Raw genomic sequence first — 15,066 nt, 5'->3', positions numbered from 1 at the left:
CTTCACGCAGAATCCGCCGCGGCGCAAGCCCTTGCCCGCGCGCACCATCGTCTGCGTACGGTGAGGGATGCTGCGGCGAGACGGGATGCTCGAGGAGCTGTCGGGTCGGCCGCTCGTCGGCCCGGTCGAGCCGCCCGCCCTGCACATCATGACGTTCAACATCCGGCGCCGCATGAACGGGGTCACCTGGCGGCGGGCGGATCGGTGGCGGCATCGTGCCACCGCCGTCCGAGCGCTGCTGCAGCGGGAGCGGCCGACATTCGTCGGGGTGCAGGAGGCGATGCCGGATCAAGCCGACGCGGTGCTCGCCGCGCTGGGCTCCGCATACCGGTTCGTCGGCCGGGGGCATGGCCGCCGGGGCAGCGGTGAGGGCTGCCCGATCTTCTTCGATGCCGAACGGCTGGAACTCCTGGACTGGGATCAGACGGCGCTGTCGGATCACCCGCGCGAAGCCGGCTCCCGCTCGTGGGGCAACCTCATCCCCCGCATCGCGGTCACGGCCCGCTTCCGCGACCGCCGCACCGGGTCGGCGTTCACCGTGCTCAACACGCACCTGGACCCGTTCTCGCCGCGCTCGCGCGTGCGCTCGGTCGATGCGCTCCGGACGCTGGTGGGTCGGGGTCCCGGCATCCTCACCGGCGACCTGAACGCGGGCGAGGGGTCGCGGACCCTACGGGCGCTCCTCGATGACGGTGGGCTGCAGGATGCCTGGACCGCCGCGGCACGCCGGCTGACGGCACCCGTCGGCACATTCGCCGGGTATCGGCGGCCGCGTCCCTCGCGCGCCCGCATCGACTGGATCGTCGTCACACCGGAGGTGAAGGTCGCGAGCGCCGGGATCAACACCTTCCGCCACGCGGGCGTATGGCCGTCCGACCACCTGCCCGTCCAGGCGGTCATGACGATCCCTGTCGGGCGGGGACAGGCGTGAAGGCGCGATTCCTCAGGCCGCCGCACAGCGTCGCGGAGTGGGTGGCCGACGCCGTGCGACTGCTCGGCCCGCTCAGCGTCGCGGCGGCATTCGTCTGGTGGGACCCGCCGGACGCGGGCATCCTCGCGCTGTCGCTGCCGGCGCTCGTCCTCCCCCGGTTCGCCGGGGCGCGGCCCGCGTTCGACGTCGTCTTCTGCATCACGGTGCTCGTCGCCGCCTGGAGCAACGTGCTGCACCTCTACGAGACGGTGCCACCGTGGGACCTGGTCGTGCACTTCGCCTGCACCGGCACTCTCGCCGCAATGGCCTACCTCCTGCTGGCGAGGCTGGCGATCGTGCCGCTTCCCCTCGACCCCGCCACTCGGCGGGCGACGCCGATCGTGCTCGTCACGAGCTTGGGGCTCGGGCTGAGCGCGGTGTGGGAGATGGCGGAGTGGATGGGCAAGACCTTCGTCGATCCCAGCATCTTCGTGAGCTATCAGGACACGATCGGCGACATGGCCGCGGGTGGGCTCGGCGGCCTCGTCGCCGGAATCGTCGTCGCCCGAGTCAGGCTGCTCGACCAGGACTGACATCGACGAGCCGCACGTCACGCAGCTCGCCGGCATCGACGGTGGCCGTCATCATCGTGTGCGCCGGCTGACGGCGGCGGTCCGTCGGCGATCCCGGATTCAGCAGCCGCAGCCCACGGGGCGTCACGGTGTCCCACGGGATGTGGCTGTGGCCGAAGACCAGCACATCGGTGTCGGGGAACGCGGCGTCCATCCGCTCCCCGCGCCGTCTGGACTCGCCCGTCTCGTGCACGACAGCGAATCGCACTCCCTCGAGGGTGAGGTGCGCGATCTCGGGCAGGCGGGAGCGCAGCTCGGCACCGTCGTTGTTGCCCCACACGCCCAGCACGTCGGCGTGCTGCACCAGTTCATCGAGCACGGATGCCGCGACCCAGTCGCCTGCGTGGATTACGAGGTCCGCCGCGTCGGCGGCGTGGAGCACCGCATCCGGGAGCCGCCGTGCGCGCCCGGGGATGTGCGTGTCGGAGATCAGCAGCAACCGTGTCGCCATCACCCGATTCTGCCCGCCGTCAGCCCCTCGGAATTCGAAGCTGGCTCCCAGGTTCGCGGGACCAAAAGGGATGCGGCATCCGTTCTCCATCTATGACGCCGCAGCCAGCGACGCCACCCCAGGAGGAATCGTGAGCAACGACTACCGCAAGACCCCCGAGGCGCTCGGCCGCCTCACCGACGCCCAGTACCGGGTTACCCAGGAGGACGGCACCGAGCCGGCCTTCCGCAACGAGTACTGGAACAACCACGAGCCCGGCATCTACGTCGACGTCGTCTCGGGCCAGCCGCTGTTCTCGTCGACGGACAAGTACGACAGCGGAACCGGATGGCCGAGCTTCACCAAGCCGATCGCGCCCGACGCCGTCTCGACCAAGAAGGACTGGAAGCTGCTCCTGCCGCGCACCGAGGTGCGCTCGTCGGGCGCCGACAGCCATCTCGGTCACGTCTTCCCCGACGGCCCCCGGCAGGCCGGCGGCCTGAGATACTGCATGAACTCGGCCGCACTGCGCTTCGTGCCCGCCTCGTCGCTCGAGGACGAGGGCTACGGCGCCTACCGACACCTCTTCACCACCGAGAACCAGGAGCACGCATCATGACCAGCGGTCCCTTCGACACCGGCGAGATCACCCGCACCCCCGGCAGCGAGACGGCAGTCCTCGCCGGCGGCTGTTTCTGGGGAATGGAGGACCTGATCCGCCGCCAGCCCGGCGTGCTCGGCACCCGTGTCGGCTACACGGGCGGCGAGAACGCGCACGCCACCTATCGCAAGCATCCCGGACACGCGGAGGCCGTCGAGATCGTCTTCGATCCCACGAAGACGACGTACCGCGACATCCTGGCGTTCTTCTTCCAGATCCACGACCCGTCGACCCTGAACCGCCAGGGCAACGACATCGGCTCCAGCTACCGCTCGGCGATCTTCCCGCTCTCCCCCGAGCAGGAGCAGGTCGCGCGCGAGACCATCGCCGACGTCGACGCGTCGGGGCTCTGGCCGGGCAAGGCCGTCACCACGATCGAGCCCGCGGGCCCGTTCTGGGAGGCCGAGCCGGAGCATCAGGACTACCTGCTGCGCATCCCGAACGGCTACACGTGCCACTTCCCGCGTGCCGGATGGGTGCTGCCCAAGCGCGCGGACGCCACTGCGTGACGACCATCTCTCGGGGGTGAGCGAGCAGCCCACCACGAGACGAGAACGGATGCCGCGACCCGGCCGGGTCGCGGCATCCGTGTATCTGCGCCCGGTCTCACGCTCTCTTCCGAGCATGCGCCGCGCGTGCGCGGCGGAGGGAGTGGAGCGATCATGACCGAAGCAGCGCAGTCCCGGCTCGGCACGGGACTGATCGGCGACGCGTCCTGGGTCACCTGGCTGAGGATCCAGCTCGCCCGGGTTCCCAACGCCGCCCGCTCGCGCGCGGCCGAACGGGAGCGGGAGTCGATCCACGAGCAGCCCGCCGGTCTGCTGAGCGGCGACGAGCCCGGCTTCCATGCGGCGGCGATGAGAGTCGCCACGTCCGCACCCCGGCAGTTCGGCCGCCTCGACGAGGTGCTCCTGCGCGGGCGGTTCGTGCTGCGCGGGGACGACATCTCGACCCTCGACGAACTCGTCCGGGAAGCCGTGCGCATCGCTGCCGAGGGCTTCGCCGCCTCCGGTCCGCGCTCCTCCGATGTGGCGGCGCTCGAGGCCCGGCTGCGGTACGCGGACGACTTCCTCAAGCGGCGGGAGGGTGAGATCGCGCGCCGGAAGTATGCGCGGGGCCTCCTCGGCGGTGTCATCCTCACCGCTGTCGCCCTCGCCGTGATCGGGGGTGTCGGTGCGGCGGTGATCACGCTCTGGCGAGGAGGTCCCATGCCGCCCGATCAGGCCGACGCGCTGCGGGACGTCCTGGTCGCGGTGGGCGCGGGTGCTGCCGGAGCGTGCGTCAGCGTGCTGCTGCGGATGCACAAGATGGGCAACCTGCCGATCGAGGTCGCCGACGGCGGCGCGGCGAGGTACCGCATCGTCCTCGGGTGGTTCTTCGCCGCCGCGGTCGTCTTCCTGCTCAAGAGCGGACTCCTCTCCGTGGTGTTCGTGATCCCGGAGGGGCGGGTCGAGAGCTGGTTCTTCTGGGGCTCGGTGGGTTTCCTCGCGGGATTCAACGAGCGCTGGGCGACCAACCTGATCTCACGTCGACCTGAAGACGTCGGGTCGGACGCCGCCCCCGACGCCGGTACGACCGGTTCGCGCGGGAAATAGCCGGATTCCGGCACGACATCCGCCGCTTCGGCGGGTCGCGGCGCGACACACGGGCTTTCGCACACGGGAGCGTGCTAACCTGGAGCGCCCGATCGGGCTGTTTTGTCGACATCCTCTGCCATCAACGAGGAATGCAGAGCTTCCGACGTCCACCGCCGAGTGCGGTTTCACTCCCATCGATTTCCGTGCCCCATCCGCCTCGCGGACGCGCACCTCCTGAAAGTTCCTTTGACCTCCGTCACTTCCACAGCACCGGCACATCTCGTGCTCGACTGGCACCAGGCCGACGCCGACGTCTTCGTCGCGACCGCCGCCGGCGAGTACGCGGGATTCGTCGCCGTCGGCTCCCACGGCTTCGAGGCGCAGAGCGCCCTCGGATCCCCCCTCGGCGTGCACCCCACGCACCCCCAGGCGTCCGCGGCCGTCGCCGCGTCGTTCGCCTCGCACACCGTCGCACCCGCGCAACACGCGCGCCACACACGTCCACTGCGCGCTCGCGCGAGTGGCACCCGCGGCCGTTCACACGGCCCACGAAAAAGAAGGAAAGACACGATGGCCACTGGCACCGTGAAATGGTTCAACTCGGAGAAGGGCTACGGCTTCATCGCCCCCGACGACGGTTCGGCCGACCTCTTCGCGCACTTCAGCGCGATCACCGGCGAGGGCTTCAAGGAGCTCCGCGAGGACCAGAAGGTCGAATTCGACGCCGAGCGTGGCCCGAAGGGCATGCAGGCCGCCAACATCCGGCCGCTTTGATCTGTCGTCAGCCGGGGCCGATCACTTCGGCCCCGGCTGACTGCCGACGATCGTCCTGCCCTCACCCAGCCGGATCGGCGGGCCTCGCCTGCTCGACCGGCTGACGCAGGATCGTCCGCAGTCGCTCGGGTGCCGAGCGCCGCGGATCGGTCAGGTAGATCTCGTGGTGCAGCCCGCGCATGCGCAGGCCCGCATCCGGGATGAACCGGCTGTGCATCTCGTCGAGCACCGGCGCCTCGTCGTCGTACGAGCCCAGGTGGAGCGTCTGCACGCACGTGCCCTCCGCCAGCTCCGTCATCCGCAGCCGATCGATGGCGGGTGAGCCGCCCTTCGCGGCCGCCGCGTCGCGGGCCCGCTCGAAATGGGCGGTGTCGATCCATTCCGGGACGAGACTCATCATCGTCCAGCTCCAGCGCGACTTGTCGCGAGCCGTGGTGAACGTCGCCATGTCGTCGGACCACCACAGTCCCTCGAGCGGCATCACCACGTAGTCCCGACCGAGGTCGGTCTTGCTCAGGAACTTCAGCGTGTAGGCGACGGAGAACACCGCTGCGACCGCCTCCCCGTACACCTCCGACGTGTTCGGGTCGCCGTGACCGTCGACCATGAGGTACCGCATCGCCGGCACGTCGATGATCTCGAACGACCCGCGAGGAGCCTTGTAGGCCGCGATCGACTTCTTGAGGTCGACCTTGCTCACGACGCGCCGTCGACGGACCCGGACCCGCCGCTCGAGGACTCGGACTTGCGCCCGCCGGCCTCGAGCACGTCGCCTGCCGGCAGCTCCTGGTGGCCGCCGAACTGCAGCCGCATCGCCGACAGCACCTGATTGGCGAAGCGGTCCTCGTCCCGCGATGCGAACCGCTCGAACAGGGATGCCGCGAGCACCGGAACCGGAACGCCCGTATCGACGGCGGCCTTGACCGTCCAGCGGCCTTCCCCGGAGTCCGACACGCGCCCGGCGAGGCCCTCGAGCGTCGGATTGCCCTGGAGCGCTGCGGCGGTCAGATCCAGCAGCCACGACGAGATCACGGATCCTCGCCGCCACAGCTCCGCGACCTTGGGCGTGTCGATCGTGAACTGGTAGAACTCCGGCTCCTCGAGCGGAGCGACCTCGGCCGAGTGCTCCGCCTGCTGGATCCCGGCATCCGCGTGCTCGAGGATGTTCAGGCCCTCGGCGAGCGCCGCCATGACCCCGTACTCGATGCCGTTGTGGACCATCTTCACGAAGTGGCCCGCGCCGGAGGGCCCGCAGTGGAGATAGCCGAGCTCTTCGGGCGCGAAGTCGCCGGTGCGTCCGGGCGTGCGCCCGGCCTCCCCGCTTCCGGGCGCGATCGTCTGAAGGATCGGCTCGATCCGCTGGAAGGCTTCGTCCGGCCCGCCCACCATCAGGCAGTATCCGCGCTCCAGACCGAACACGCCGCCGCTCGTGCCCACGTCGACGTAGTGGATGCCGCTGTCCTTCAAGGCCGCGGCGCGGCGGACGTCGTCGCGATAGTTCGAGTTGCCGCCGTCGATGATGGTGTCGCCCGGCTCCAGCAGCGCGGCCACCTCGTCGACGACCCTTCCGGTCAGCCCGGCGGGGATCATCAGCCAGATCGCGCGTGGCGCGTCGAGCTGCGACACGAGTTCGCCGAGGCTGCCGGCGCCCACGGCGCCCTCCGCCACGAGGCCGGCGACGGCATCCGCGCTCACGTCGTACACGACGCACTCGTGCCCGTCCCGCATCAGCCGCCGGACGATGTTGCCGCCCATCCGGCCGAGGCCCACCATTCCCAGCTGCATCTCGCTCCTCCGCTCGTCTGTCGGGTCTCGCTCCACCACCCGTCCTCGCAGTCTAGAGAGCAGCTGCGACGGATCGGCCGCCGCACCCCGCGGTCCCGCGAGAGGAGGGACGCCGCCACCGCGGCGTCGGTCGAGCCGGTCAGGGCGTCGGCGAACCGCCCGTCACGGCGAGCGTCTCGCCGGCGACGTAGCTGGATTCCGCGGATGCGAGGAACACGTAGGCCGGAGCCAGCTCGGCCGGCTGCCCCGCACGCCCGAGCGGCGTCTGCTCGCCGAAGCTCTCGATCTTCTCCTGCGGCTGTCCGTCCGTCACCTGCAGCGGGGTCCAGATGGGTCCCGGTGCGACGGCGTTCACGCGGATCCCCTTCGGAGCGAGCTGCTGAGCGAGCGCCTTGGTGAAGGCGTTGATCGTCGCCTTCGTCGAGGCGTAGTCGACGAGGATCTCGGACGGCTGGTAGGCCTGGATCGAGGTCGTGTTGATGATTGTGGAGCCGGGCTTCAGGTGCGGCAGCGCGGCCTTGGTGATCCAGAACATCGCGTAGACGTTCGTCTTGAAGGTGTCGTCGAACTGCTCGTCGTCGAGCGTGGTCAGGTCTTCGTTGAAGATCTGCTTGCCGCCGTTGTTCACGACGATGTCGAGCCCGCCGAGCCCGTCGACGGCCCGGGCGACGAGATCGCGGCAGTACCCCGGATCCCGCAGATCGCCGGGCAGCGTGAGGACGGCGACCCCGGCATCCTGAACGAGACCGGCGATGCGCTGCGCGTCCTCCTCTTCTTCGGGCAGATACGACATCGCCACATCGGCGCCCTCTCGCGCGAACGCGATCGCGGTCGCCGCGCCGATGCCGGAGGCGGCGCCGGTGATGAGCGCCTTGCGCCCCGCCAGGCGTCCTGACCCTCGATACGTCTCCTCGCCGACGTCGGCCTTGGGCTCGAGCTCGGCATCGAGGCCGGGCTCCGGCTGATGCTGCTTCTTCGAATCGAAGCCGGCATACATCTCAGCGGGATTGGTGAACGTGTACTGGTCGCGCTTGTCGGTAGCCATGCCGTCACGGTAGGCAGACCGTGCTGCGCACGTCGCGGGGTTGCGCGCGCGGGAGAGATTCGTTACGCGGGGCGCGGCATCCGACGCGTGGCACGCGCGCCGGATTCACTCGTGCGGGCCGCGCCGGCCGGAGAAGCCCGCGAACAGGGCGTGCAGCAGCGGGAGCAGCGAGGCGATCATCAGCACGGTGCCGATGGTGAGGTCCTCTGCACGCAGCACCGAACCGCTGATCAGCAGGCCGGCGAACAGCACGGCCGAGACGACCCGACGGCCCATGCGCTCGAGTCTCTTCAGCCACCTGTCGAGTTTCGGCACATCGGCGACGAGCCGTCCGTCCTCGATGCGCGTGACCATGTCGTCGAGCCGTCGCGGCAGCCGTGCGACGACACCGGCCATCGACGTCGCCTCCCGGACGACGGCTCTGCCCATGTTGCCCCGCTCGTCGCGCAGCAGGCGATCTGCGTACGGCTCGACGGCACCCCAGACGTTGAACGAGGGGTCCAGCGAGCTGCACATCCCGCTCGTGAGCGAGACCGCGCGGATGATCAGCAGGAAGTTCTCGGGCAGCTGGAACGGCAGGGACCGGACGACGTCGCCGAACTCCTTGGCGAAATCGCGGAACTCGCGCGGGTCGACCTTCTGCAGCTCCGCGAACCCCATGCCTCCGAAGCGGGCGAACAGCGCGGTCATGGCCCGCTCGAGCTCGATGGTGTCCGCGGACGGGAGCAGCACACCGACCGCGCGGATGCTGTCGATCATCTGCCCGCTGTTGCGCGAGGCGACCGCGATCACCAGCTGCTGCAGGCTGTGCCGCAGCGTGTCGGGCACCTCGCCCATCATGCCGAAGTCGATGAATGTGAGCGTCCAAGGATGCCGGGTGTCGCCGGCGGAACGCGTGACCGGCGTCACGAAGATGTTGCCCGGATGCGGGTCGGCGTGGAAGAAGCCCCGCAGGAAGAGCTGGTCGAACATCACGTTGGCGAACTCGACGGCCACCGCGGCCGGATCGATACCCGCGGCCCGCAGGCCCTCGACGTCGTTGATCTTGATGGCCGTGACGTCTTGGAGCGTCAGCACGCGACGCGTGGTGCGCTCCCAGGCGATCTCGGGGGCCGCGACGCGGGCGTCACCCGTCACGTCGGCGGCGAACCGCTCCGCGTTCTGCGCCTCGTGGAGGTAGTCGATCTCCTCGCGGCTGGTGTGCGCGAACTCCTCGACGAGCTGCGGGAGGTCGACGTGGTCGCGCACGACCTTCACCCGGCTGAGCCAGCCGGCCACCCGCCGCAGCGCGGCGAGGTCGACGTCGACGATCTCCTCGATGCCCGGCCGCTGCACCTTGACGACGACGTCGGCGAACCCGGTCTCGACGGCGTCGGCGGGAGTCAGCCGGGCACGGTGGGCCTGACCGAGGGATGCCGCAGCGACCGGCGTCTCATCGACCCACTCGAACGCGCGGCTCAGCGGCACGCCGAGCTCGGCCTCGGCGAGTTCGCGGATCGCGGGGAAGGCGACCGGGGGCACCTCGTCCTGCAGGCCCTCGAGCTCTTTGGTGATCTCGGGCGGCAGCACGTCGAGGCGCGACGACAGGAACTGGCCCACCTTGATCATCAGGCCGCCGTACTGCACGGCGAGGACGTGGAACCGCCGCGCGATGGTGCGCAGCCGGCGCGTGCGCCCACGCGCGGCGAGCGCGCCGAGCCCGAACCGCGGCAGGACGAGCTCGAACCACCACGCCTGGACCATGTACCGCCCAGCGAACCGCAGGATCCGGCGATACCGGGCGCGCGCGTTCCCGACGTCGGCCATCCAAGCTCCTCGGCGGTGCACATCAGGTGATCAGGGAGTCCTGCGATCCCGGTCGTCCGGAATCGCAGGATCCCGCCGACCCCGTGCGCGCGGTCGGCGTCGCGCGCCGGCAGCCGGCCGGCCCGTCAGTCCTGAGCGAGGATCGAGTAGAGCTTACGCCGCGCCTCGTCGAGCACCTCGACCGCCTGCGCCACCTGCTCGGGCGTGCCCCCGCGACCGACCTGCGCGGCCGCCTGCGCCAGCTTCGCGCCCGCCTTCGGCAGGGCGCTGGTGCGCCCGGTGTCGCGGGAGCCGAAGGACTCCCACGGTGCGGACTGGCCGTCGGCGGCCGCCGCCTCCGCGCGACCTGCCTCGGTCAGCGAGTACGTCTTCTTGCCGCCCGACTCCTCTGCCGCGACGAGACCCTCGTCGGCGAGCAGCTGCAGCGTCGGGTAGACCGAGCCGGGGCTGGGCTTCCACGCGCCGTCGCTGCGCGTCTCGATCTCCTGGATGATCTGATAGCCGTGCATGGGCTTCTCGGCGAGGATCGCGAGCACCGCTGCCCGCACATCACCGCGCCCGACGCGCGGTGAGAACCCGCGCTCGAAGGCATCCTTCAACTGATCCATCGCATCCCACAGGCTGCCGGGCAGACCCGAGCCCTGACCTCCCGGACGCGAACCGAATCCCTGGAACGAACCGCTCATGATGACCTCCTGAACGAGTGTGTGCCGATATGCCGACGATACCTAGCGATATATCGCCCAGCAAGGGAGCAGGCTGGGCATTCGCTGTCAGATCCGCGGGTGGACACCGATCGTATGCGGCACTGCTCGCGGAGGTCACCACCCGAGCGAGACCGGTGATGGGTCCGGCCTCATGTGCCACCTCCTGGGGAGCGACGATGAGCGCCCAGGGTACCTCGCGCGACACTCCCCCACGGCGTCTCGAGCTCTGTCAAGCCCTCGCGGGGATCGCGGCGGGTTCCGTAGCGTGCAGGCGACGGGAAAGGAATCGACATGCTGCGCGCACTCGCACTGAACTGCACCCTCAAGCCCTCCCCCGATGACTCCAGCGGAGAGCTCCTCGCCCAGCAGGTGCTCGACGCGCTCGCTGAGCATGACGTCACCGGCGAACAGGTCCGGGTCGTCGATTTCGACGTACGGCCTGGCGTGGAGACCGACATGGGTGACGGCGACCAGTGGCCGCGGATCCGAGAGAAGGTGCTGGCGAGTGACATCCTCGTCTTCGCCACGCCGACGTGGATGGGACACCTGTCCAGCGTGGCGCAGCGCGTGCTCGAACGTCTCGATGCCGAGCTGTCGGAGACCGACGACGAAGGGCGCGCGATCCTCGCGGGCAAGGTCGCCGTGACGGTCGTGGTCGGCAACGAGGACGGCGCCCACGCCATCACCGCCGACCTCTATCAGGCGCTGGGCGACGTCGGGTTCACGATCCCCTCGCAGGGCGGGGTCTATTGGAACGGCGAAGCGATGCAGACCACGGACTACAAGGACCTGCCCGAGACCCCCGAGAAGGTCACGTCGACGACGGCGACCCTCGCCCGCAACGCCGCGCACCTCGCGAAGCTCCTGCAGGAGCGTCCGTACCCGGCGCCTCCCCAGTGACGGCGAGACCGGGCGCGATCCGGCGGCGCTGAGCTCAGCGCCCGTACTCCTCGAGCCAGCGCAGCCACACCTCGCTGATCGTCGGGTAGGACGGCACGGCGTGCCAGAGGCGCTCGAGCGGCACCTCGCCCACGATGGCGATCGTCGCCGCGTGGAGCATCTCGCCCACGTCCTGCCCGACGAACGTCGCCCCCACGAGCACGCGCCGCTTCTCGTCGACGATCGCCCGCGCGCGCCCCTGGTAGTCGTCGGCCAGCTCACTGGAGCCCGCGAGCCACGAGAGGTCGTAGTCGATGACGCGGACGCCGAGGCCCGCCGCGCGTGCCGACTCCTCGGTGTGGCCGATCGCCGCCACCTCGGGATCGGTGAAGATCACCTGGGGGACGGCGGCATGATCGGCGGTCGCGACGTGCGAGCCCCAAGGCGCGTCGTCGACTTCCCGCGCGCGCGCACGCGCGGCGATGACATCGCCGGCGGCGCGGGCCTGGTACTTGCCCTGGTGGGTGAGGAGGGCGCGGTGATTGACGTCGCCGACGGCGTACAGCCAGTCGACCCCGCGGACGCGCAGCGTGTCGTCGACGTCGAGCCAGGCGCCGGGCTCGAGTCCGACGGTCTCGAGTCCGAGGTCCGACGTGCGGGGCACCCGGCCCGTGGCGACGAGCACCTCGGCCGCCCGCACCTCGGAGCCGTCCGACAGCGACAGCACGACATCCCCGTCACCGTCGCGCGAGACCTTCTCGACCTCGACGCCGGTGCGCACCGCCGCGCCGGCATCGGTCAGCGCCTTCGCGACCGCCTCGCCGGCGAAGGGCTCCACGCCGCGCAGCAGGCCCGACCGCGCGATGACGGTGACCGTGGTGCCGAACGAGGTGAAGAGCGTGGCCATCTCGCTGCCGACGACGCCTCCGCCGAGCACGGCCAGCGATGACGGAACGTCGTGCACGCCGGTGGCTTCGCGGCTCGTCCACGGCTGGACGTCGCGGAGGCCCGGGATGTCGGGGAGCAGCGCCGCGGATCCGGTCGAGACGGCGACCGCGGCGCGGGCGGTCAGGACGGTCTTCGCGCCATCGGCGTCGGTGACCGTGACTTCGCGCTCACCGGTGAGCCGCCCGTGCCCGCGGACCAGATCGATGCCCGCGCCGCGGAGCCAGTCGACCTGCGACGTGTCGTCCCAGTGGTGCACGAGCTCGTCGCGGCGCACCAGGGTGGCGGCGACGTCGACGGTGCCCGTCACGGCGGCGGCGGCCCCCTTCACCCGGCGCGCTGCGTTCAGCGCCGCACCCGCGCGCAGCATCGCCTTCGACGGGATGCACGCCCAGTAGGAGCATTCGCCGCCGACCAGCTCGCTCTCCACGACGACGACCGACAGGCCGCCCTGCGTCGCCCTGTCGGCGACGTTCTCGCCGACGGGGCCGGCTCCGATCACGATGAGGTCGTATTCGCGAGAAGTCATGCGCCCCAACGTAGCGGCGCTCGGCCACAGGGGCGACACGGTTGCCGTCGCTGTCGCGGCGGGCGAGGATACCGGAGATCACGGCGTCTGTGGGCCTTCGTCATCATGTCGGCGGCGTGTGGTTATGTGGGAACCCCGGCCGAAAGGGCAGCATGGCGATCGAATTCCGCGGGGTCTCGAAGCGTTACCCGGATGGCACCTTCGCCGTCGACGACTTCAGCCTGCTCATCCCCGCGCACAAGACGACGGTGCTGGTCGGTTCGTCGGGGAGCGGCAAGACCACACTGCTGCGCATGATCAACCGGCTGGTCGAGCCCACGAGCGGCGTCATCACGATCGACGACGAGCCGATCTCGGAACGCGACCCGGTGACGCTCCGCCGCGGCATCGGATACGTGCTGCAGAACGCGGGCCTCCTCCCGCACTTCTCGGTCGTGGACAACATCGCGACGGTTCCCGTGCTGAGCGGCGTCTCGCGGGCCAAGGCGCGCGCCGACGCGCTCGAGCTGATGGATGTCGTCGGGCTCGAGCGCGGGCTCGCGAAGCGTTACCCGAGCCAGCTCTCGGGCGGCCAGCAGCAACGCGTCGGCGTCGCACGGGCCCTCGCGGTCGACCCCAACATCCTGCTGATGGACGAGCCGTTCGGTGCGGTCGACCCGATCGTCCGCCGAGAGCTGCAGACCGAGACGCTGCGACTGCAGGGCGAGCTCGACAAGACGATCGTCTTCGTGACCCACGACATCGACGAGGCGTTCCTCCTCGGCGACCAGGTGGTGATCCTCGAGAAGGGCGCCCACGTCGCGCAGATCGGCACCCCGAGCGAGATCATCGAGAACCCGGCGAGCGACTTCGTCGCCGACTTCATCGGCGTCGAGCGCGGCGCTCGGGCGCTGCGCGCCAAGCGGACCGCGCGCGGCACGGTTCTCGTCGACACGGCGGGGCGCACGCAGGGCGTGCTCGTGGAGGACGAGCCGTGAACTGGGTGCTCGACAACCTCGACCTGATCGGCGCCCTGACCGTCGACCACCTGCGTCAGAGTGCCATCGCGATCGTCGCCGGGTTCGTCCTCTCGGTTCCTCTGGGCTGGCTGGCGTTCCGCTACACCAGGCTCCGCGGCACCGTGCTCACGGTGGTCGGGCTGCTGTACACGATTCCCTCGTTCGCCCTGTTCGCTCTGCTGACGCTGTTCGGCGTGCCCTACCTGTCCGAGATGAACCTCGTCATCGCGTTGACCATCTACGCGGTCGCGATCATGACGCGCTCCGTCACCGACGGGCTGGCATCCGTCGACCCTGTGACGCGCTCCGCCGCGGTCGCTGTCGGCTTCGGCGCCTGGCGACGGTTCTGGACGGTCGACTTCCCTCTCTCCGGGCCGGTCGTGCTGGCAGGCCTGCGGGTGACGGCGATGTCGACGATCTCCCTCGCGACGGTCGGGGCCCTCATCGGGGTCGAGAATCTCGGCTACCTCTTCACGAACGGATCGCAGCGCCGAATCATCGCGGAGGTCCTCGCGGGCGTGGTTGCAGTGGTGGTCATCGCACTGATCATCGACGGGCTTCTGATCCTGGCCGGCCGCGCCCTCATGCCGTGGACGAGGCGAGTCACGCCACCACGACAGGCGCGGCTCCGGGCGGTGACCGCATGAACCTGCTTGCCGAGGCCTTCGCCTGGATCTTCTCCCCGCAACGGCTGACGGGTTCGCTCCCGCTCCCGACCGCCATCGCGCAGCACCTGGCGTTCACGTTCGGATCCGTCGCGATCGCTGCGGTGATCGCAACCCCCGTCGGCTGGCTGATCGGCCATACGGGGCGGGGCCGTGAGCTCGCCGTGTTCCTCTCGGGCGCAGCCCGCGCACTTCCCGCGCTCGGGCTCGTGGTTCTGCTCTGGCTCGTCTTCGGCGTGGCCTTCAAGACCGAGGCCGCGGTGGCGGCGTTCGTCGTCCTCGCCATCCCCTCGATCCTCGCCGGCGCATACGCGGGGATCGAGGCGATCGATCGGACCGTGATCGACGCCGGCCGCGCGATGGGAATGACCGAGTGGCAGATCCTGTTCCGGATCGAGATGCCACTCGGACTCTCACTCCTCATCGGCGGTTTCCGTTCGGCCACGCTGCAGGTGGTCGCCACGGTGACGATCGGCGCCTACATCGGCGTGGGCGGTCTCGGCTACTACATCCTGCAAGGCATCGCCCTGCGCGACTTCGCCGAGATCCTCGGCGCCTCCATCGTGGTGGTCGCACTCGCTCTCGTCCTCGACGGGCTCTTCGCCCTGCTCGCCCGCTTCGCCGTCCCACGGACAGACGGTCCCCGCGTCCGTTCGGCGGCGAGCACACCCGCTCTCGCCCGCGCCCCGCAGTTCTCCCGCTGATATCCCCACCCACCACACC

General features: G+C 70.1%; 17 protein-coding genes. 10 read left to right on the top strand and 7 right to left on the bottom strand.

The annotated features are described in order from the left end of the window. Positions 1-67: 67 nt before the first annotated feature. On the top strand, positions 68-931 hold the full coding sequence (locus Q9R08_RS17150; RefSeq protein ID WP_308869358.1) for an endonuclease/exonuclease/phosphatase family protein: 864 nt from the start codon (positions 68-70) through the stop codon (positions 929-931). Continuing rightward, positions 928-1,503: a DUF2238 domain-containing protein gene (locus Q9R08_RS17145; protein ID WP_308869357.1), complete on the top strand. Its 576-nt coding sequence runs from the start codon at positions 928-930 to the stop codon at positions 1,501-1,503. The genes Q9R08_RS17150 and Q9R08_RS17145 overlap by 4 nt, the downstream gene beginning before the upstream one ends. Here the strand turns inward: Q9R08_RS17145 and Q9R08_RS17140 are convergent. After that, a complete protein-coding gene (locus Q9R08_RS17140; protein ID WP_308869356.1) occupies positions 1,481-1,993 on the bottom strand; it encodes a metallophosphoesterase family protein in 513 nt (170 codons plus the stop codon). The two genes, Q9R08_RS17145 and Q9R08_RS17140, sit on opposite strands and share 23 nt — an antisense overlap. A gap of 130 nt (positions 1,994-2,123) precedes the next feature. On the opposite strand from Q9R08_RS17140, the gene msrB reads away from it, so the two are divergent. The 4 genes from msrB (at position 2,124) to Q9R08_RS17120 (ending at position 4,984) form a co-directional block, all read left to right on the top strand. Next, the gene (gene msrB / locus Q9R08_RS17135; RefSeq protein WP_308869355.1) at positions 2,124-2,591 is read left to right on the top strand and encodes a peptide-methionine (R)-S-oxide reductase MsrB; all 468 of its coding nucleotides are present in this window, start codon (positions 2,124-2,126) and stop codon (positions 2,589-2,591) included. Then, positions 2,588-3,142 (top strand): peptide-methionine (S)-S-oxide reductase MsrA, encoded by a 555-nt coding sequence (gene msrA / locus Q9R08_RS17130; RefSeq protein WP_308869354.1) that lies wholly within the window; start codon positions 2,588-2,590, stop codon positions 3,140-3,142. The genes msrB and msrA overlap by 4 nt, the downstream gene beginning before the upstream one ends. Positions 3,143-3,295: 153 nt before the next feature. Continuing rightward, entirely contained in the window at positions 3,296-4,228 is a 933-nt protein-coding gene (locus tag Q9R08_RS17125; RefSeq protein ID WP_308869353.1) for a hypothetical protein, read from the top strand. 552 nt (positions 4,229-4,780) lie between these two features. Next, on the top strand, positions 4,781-4,984 hold the full coding sequence (locus Q9R08_RS17120; protein ID WP_026059428.1) for a cold-shock protein: 204 nt from the start codon (positions 4,781-4,783) through the stop codon (positions 4,982-4,984). A 61-nt stretch (positions 4,985-5,045) separates the two neighbouring features. On the opposite strand, the gene Q9R08_RS17115 is transcribed toward Q9R08_RS17120, so the two are convergent. From Q9R08_RS17115 to Q9R08_RS17095, 5 genes are all read right to left on the bottom strand, one after another. Next, positions 5,046-5,684, bottom strand: coding sequence for a GyrI-like domain-containing protein (locus Q9R08_RS17115; RefSeq protein WP_308869352.1), 639 nt, complete (start codon positions 5,682-5,684; stop codon positions 5,046-5,048). After that, a complete protein-coding gene (gene gnd, locus Q9R08_RS17110; RefSeq protein WP_308869351.1) occupies positions 5,681-6,769 on the bottom strand; it encodes a phosphogluconate dehydrogenase (NAD(+)-dependent, decarboxylating) in 1,089 nt (362 codons plus the stop codon). The genes Q9R08_RS17115 and gnd overlap by 4 nt, the downstream gene beginning before the upstream one ends. 139 nt (positions 6,770-6,908) lie before the next feature. Then, on the bottom strand, positions 6,909-7,814 hold the full coding sequence (locus tag Q9R08_RS17105) for an SDR family oxidoreductase (RefSeq protein ID WP_418001367.1): 906 nt from the start codon (positions 7,812-7,814) through the stop codon (positions 6,909-6,911). 105 nt (positions 7,815-7,919) lie between these two features. Next, a complete protein-coding gene (locus tag Q9R08_RS17100) occupies positions 7,920-9,620 on the bottom strand; it encodes an ABC1 kinase family protein (protein WP_308869350.1) in 1,701 nt (566 codons plus the stop codon). Between the two features lie 125 nt (positions 9,621-9,745). After that, on the bottom strand, positions 9,746-10,306 hold the full coding sequence (locus Q9R08_RS17095) for a PadR family transcriptional regulator (protein ID WP_308869349.1): 561 nt from the start codon (positions 10,304-10,306) through the stop codon (positions 9,746-9,748). Positions 10,307-10,618: 312 nt separating this feature from the next. Between Q9R08_RS17095 and Q9R08_RS17090 the strand changes: the two genes are divergently transcribed. Then, a complete protein-coding gene (locus Q9R08_RS17090) occupies positions 10,619-11,227 on the top strand; it encodes a flavodoxin family protein (RefSeq protein WP_308869348.1) in 609 nt (202 codons plus the stop codon). A gap of 34 nt (positions 11,228-11,261) precedes the next feature. On the opposite strand, the gene Q9R08_RS17085 is transcribed toward Q9R08_RS17090, so the two are convergent. Beyond that, positions 11,262-12,680 (bottom strand): dihydrolipoyl dehydrogenase family protein, encoded by a 1,419-nt coding sequence (locus Q9R08_RS17085; protein WP_308869347.1) that lies wholly within the window; start codon positions 12,678-12,680, stop codon positions 11,262-11,264. A 152-nt stretch (positions 12,681-12,832) separates the two neighbouring features. On the opposite strand from Q9R08_RS17085, the gene Q9R08_RS17080 reads away from it, so the two are divergent. The 3 genes from Q9R08_RS17080 to Q9R08_RS17070 are packed head-to-tail and all read left to right on the top strand — an operon-like array spanning position 12,833 to position 15,047. Continuing rightward, the gene (locus Q9R08_RS17080) at positions 12,833-13,657 is read left to right on the top strand and encodes an ABC transporter ATP-binding protein (protein ID WP_308869346.1); all 825 of its coding nucleotides are present in this window, start codon (positions 12,833-12,835) and stop codon (positions 13,655-13,657) included. Next, on the top strand, positions 13,654-14,325 hold the full coding sequence (locus tag Q9R08_RS17075) for an ABC transporter permease (protein ID WP_308869345.1): 672 nt from the start codon (positions 13,654-13,656) through the stop codon (positions 14,323-14,325). Before Q9R08_RS17080 ends, Q9R08_RS17075 begins: the two co-directional genes overlap by 4 nt. Beyond that, positions 14,322-15,047, top strand: coding sequence for an ABC transporter permease (locus Q9R08_RS17070; RefSeq protein ID WP_308869344.1), 726 nt, complete (start codon positions 14,322-14,324; stop codon positions 15,045-15,047). Before Q9R08_RS17075 ends, Q9R08_RS17070 begins: the two co-directional genes overlap by 4 nt. Positions 15,048-15,066 lie beyond the last annotated feature (19 nt).

This window comes from Microbacterium psychrotolerans (genome assembly GCF_031085295.1).
Classification (GTDB): Bacteria; Actinomycetota; Actinomycetes; order Actinomycetales; family Microbacteriaceae; genus Microbacterium; species Microbacterium psychrotolerans.
The sequence above is the reverse complement of the archived record's forward strand: the minus strand, read 5'-3'. Positions and strand labels throughout refer to the sequence as shown.

What these genes read in the sequence shown, in the direction of transcription:
- Q9R08_RS17150 (WP_308869358.1), top strand. Translation starts at nt 68, where the DNA reads ATGCTGCGGCGAGACGGGATGCTCGAGGAGCTGTCGGGTCGGCCGCTC.
- Q9R08_RS17140 (WP_308869356.1), bottom strand. Translation starts at nt 1,993, where the DNA reads ATGGCGACACGGTTGCTGCTGATCTCCGACACGCACATCCCCGGGCGC.
- msrA (WP_308869354.1), top strand. Translation starts at nt 2,588, where the DNA reads ATGACCAGCGGTCCCTTCGACACCGGCGAGATCACCCGCACCCCCGGC.
- Q9R08_RS17125 (WP_308869353.1), top strand. Translation starts at nt 3,296, where the DNA reads ATGACCGAAGCAGCGCAGTCCCGGCTCGGCACGGGACTGATCGGCGAC.
- Q9R08_RS17120 (WP_026059428.1), top strand. Translation starts at nt 4,781, where the DNA reads ATGGCCACTGGCACCGTGAAATGGTTCAACTCGGAGAAGGGCTACGGC.
- gnd (WP_308869351.1), bottom strand. Translation starts at nt 6,769, where the DNA reads ATGCAGCTGGGAATGGTGGGCCTCGGCCGGATGGGCGGCAACATCGTC.
- Q9R08_RS17105 (WP_418001367.1), bottom strand. Translation starts at nt 7,814, where the DNA reads ATGGCTACCGACAAGCGCGACCAGTACACGTTCACCAATCCCGCTGAG.
- Q9R08_RS17100 (WP_308869350.1), bottom strand. Translation starts at nt 9,620, where the DNA reads ATGGCCGACGTCGGGAACGCGCGCGCCCGGTATCGCCGGATCCTGCGG.
- Q9R08_RS17095 (WP_308869349.1), bottom strand. Translation starts at nt 10,306, where the DNA reads ATGAGCGGTTCGTTCCAGGGATTCGGTTCGCGTCCGGGAGGTCAGGGC.
- Q9R08_RS17090 (WP_308869348.1), top strand. Translation starts at nt 10,619, where the DNA reads ATGCTGCGCGCACTCGCACTGAACTGCACCCTCAAGCCCTCCCCCGAT.
- Q9R08_RS17085 (WP_308869347.1), bottom strand. Translation starts at nt 12,680, where the DNA reads ATGACTTCTCGCGAATACGACCTCATCGTGATCGGAGCCGGCCCCGTC.
- Q9R08_RS17080 (WP_308869346.1), top strand. Translation starts at nt 12,833, where the DNA reads ATGGCGATCGAATTCCGCGGGGTCTCGAAGCGTTACCCGGATGGCACC.
- Q9R08_RS17070 (WP_308869344.1), top strand. Translation starts at nt 14,322, where the DNA reads ATGAACCTGCTTGCCGAGGCCTTCGCCTGGATCTTCTCCCCGCAACGG.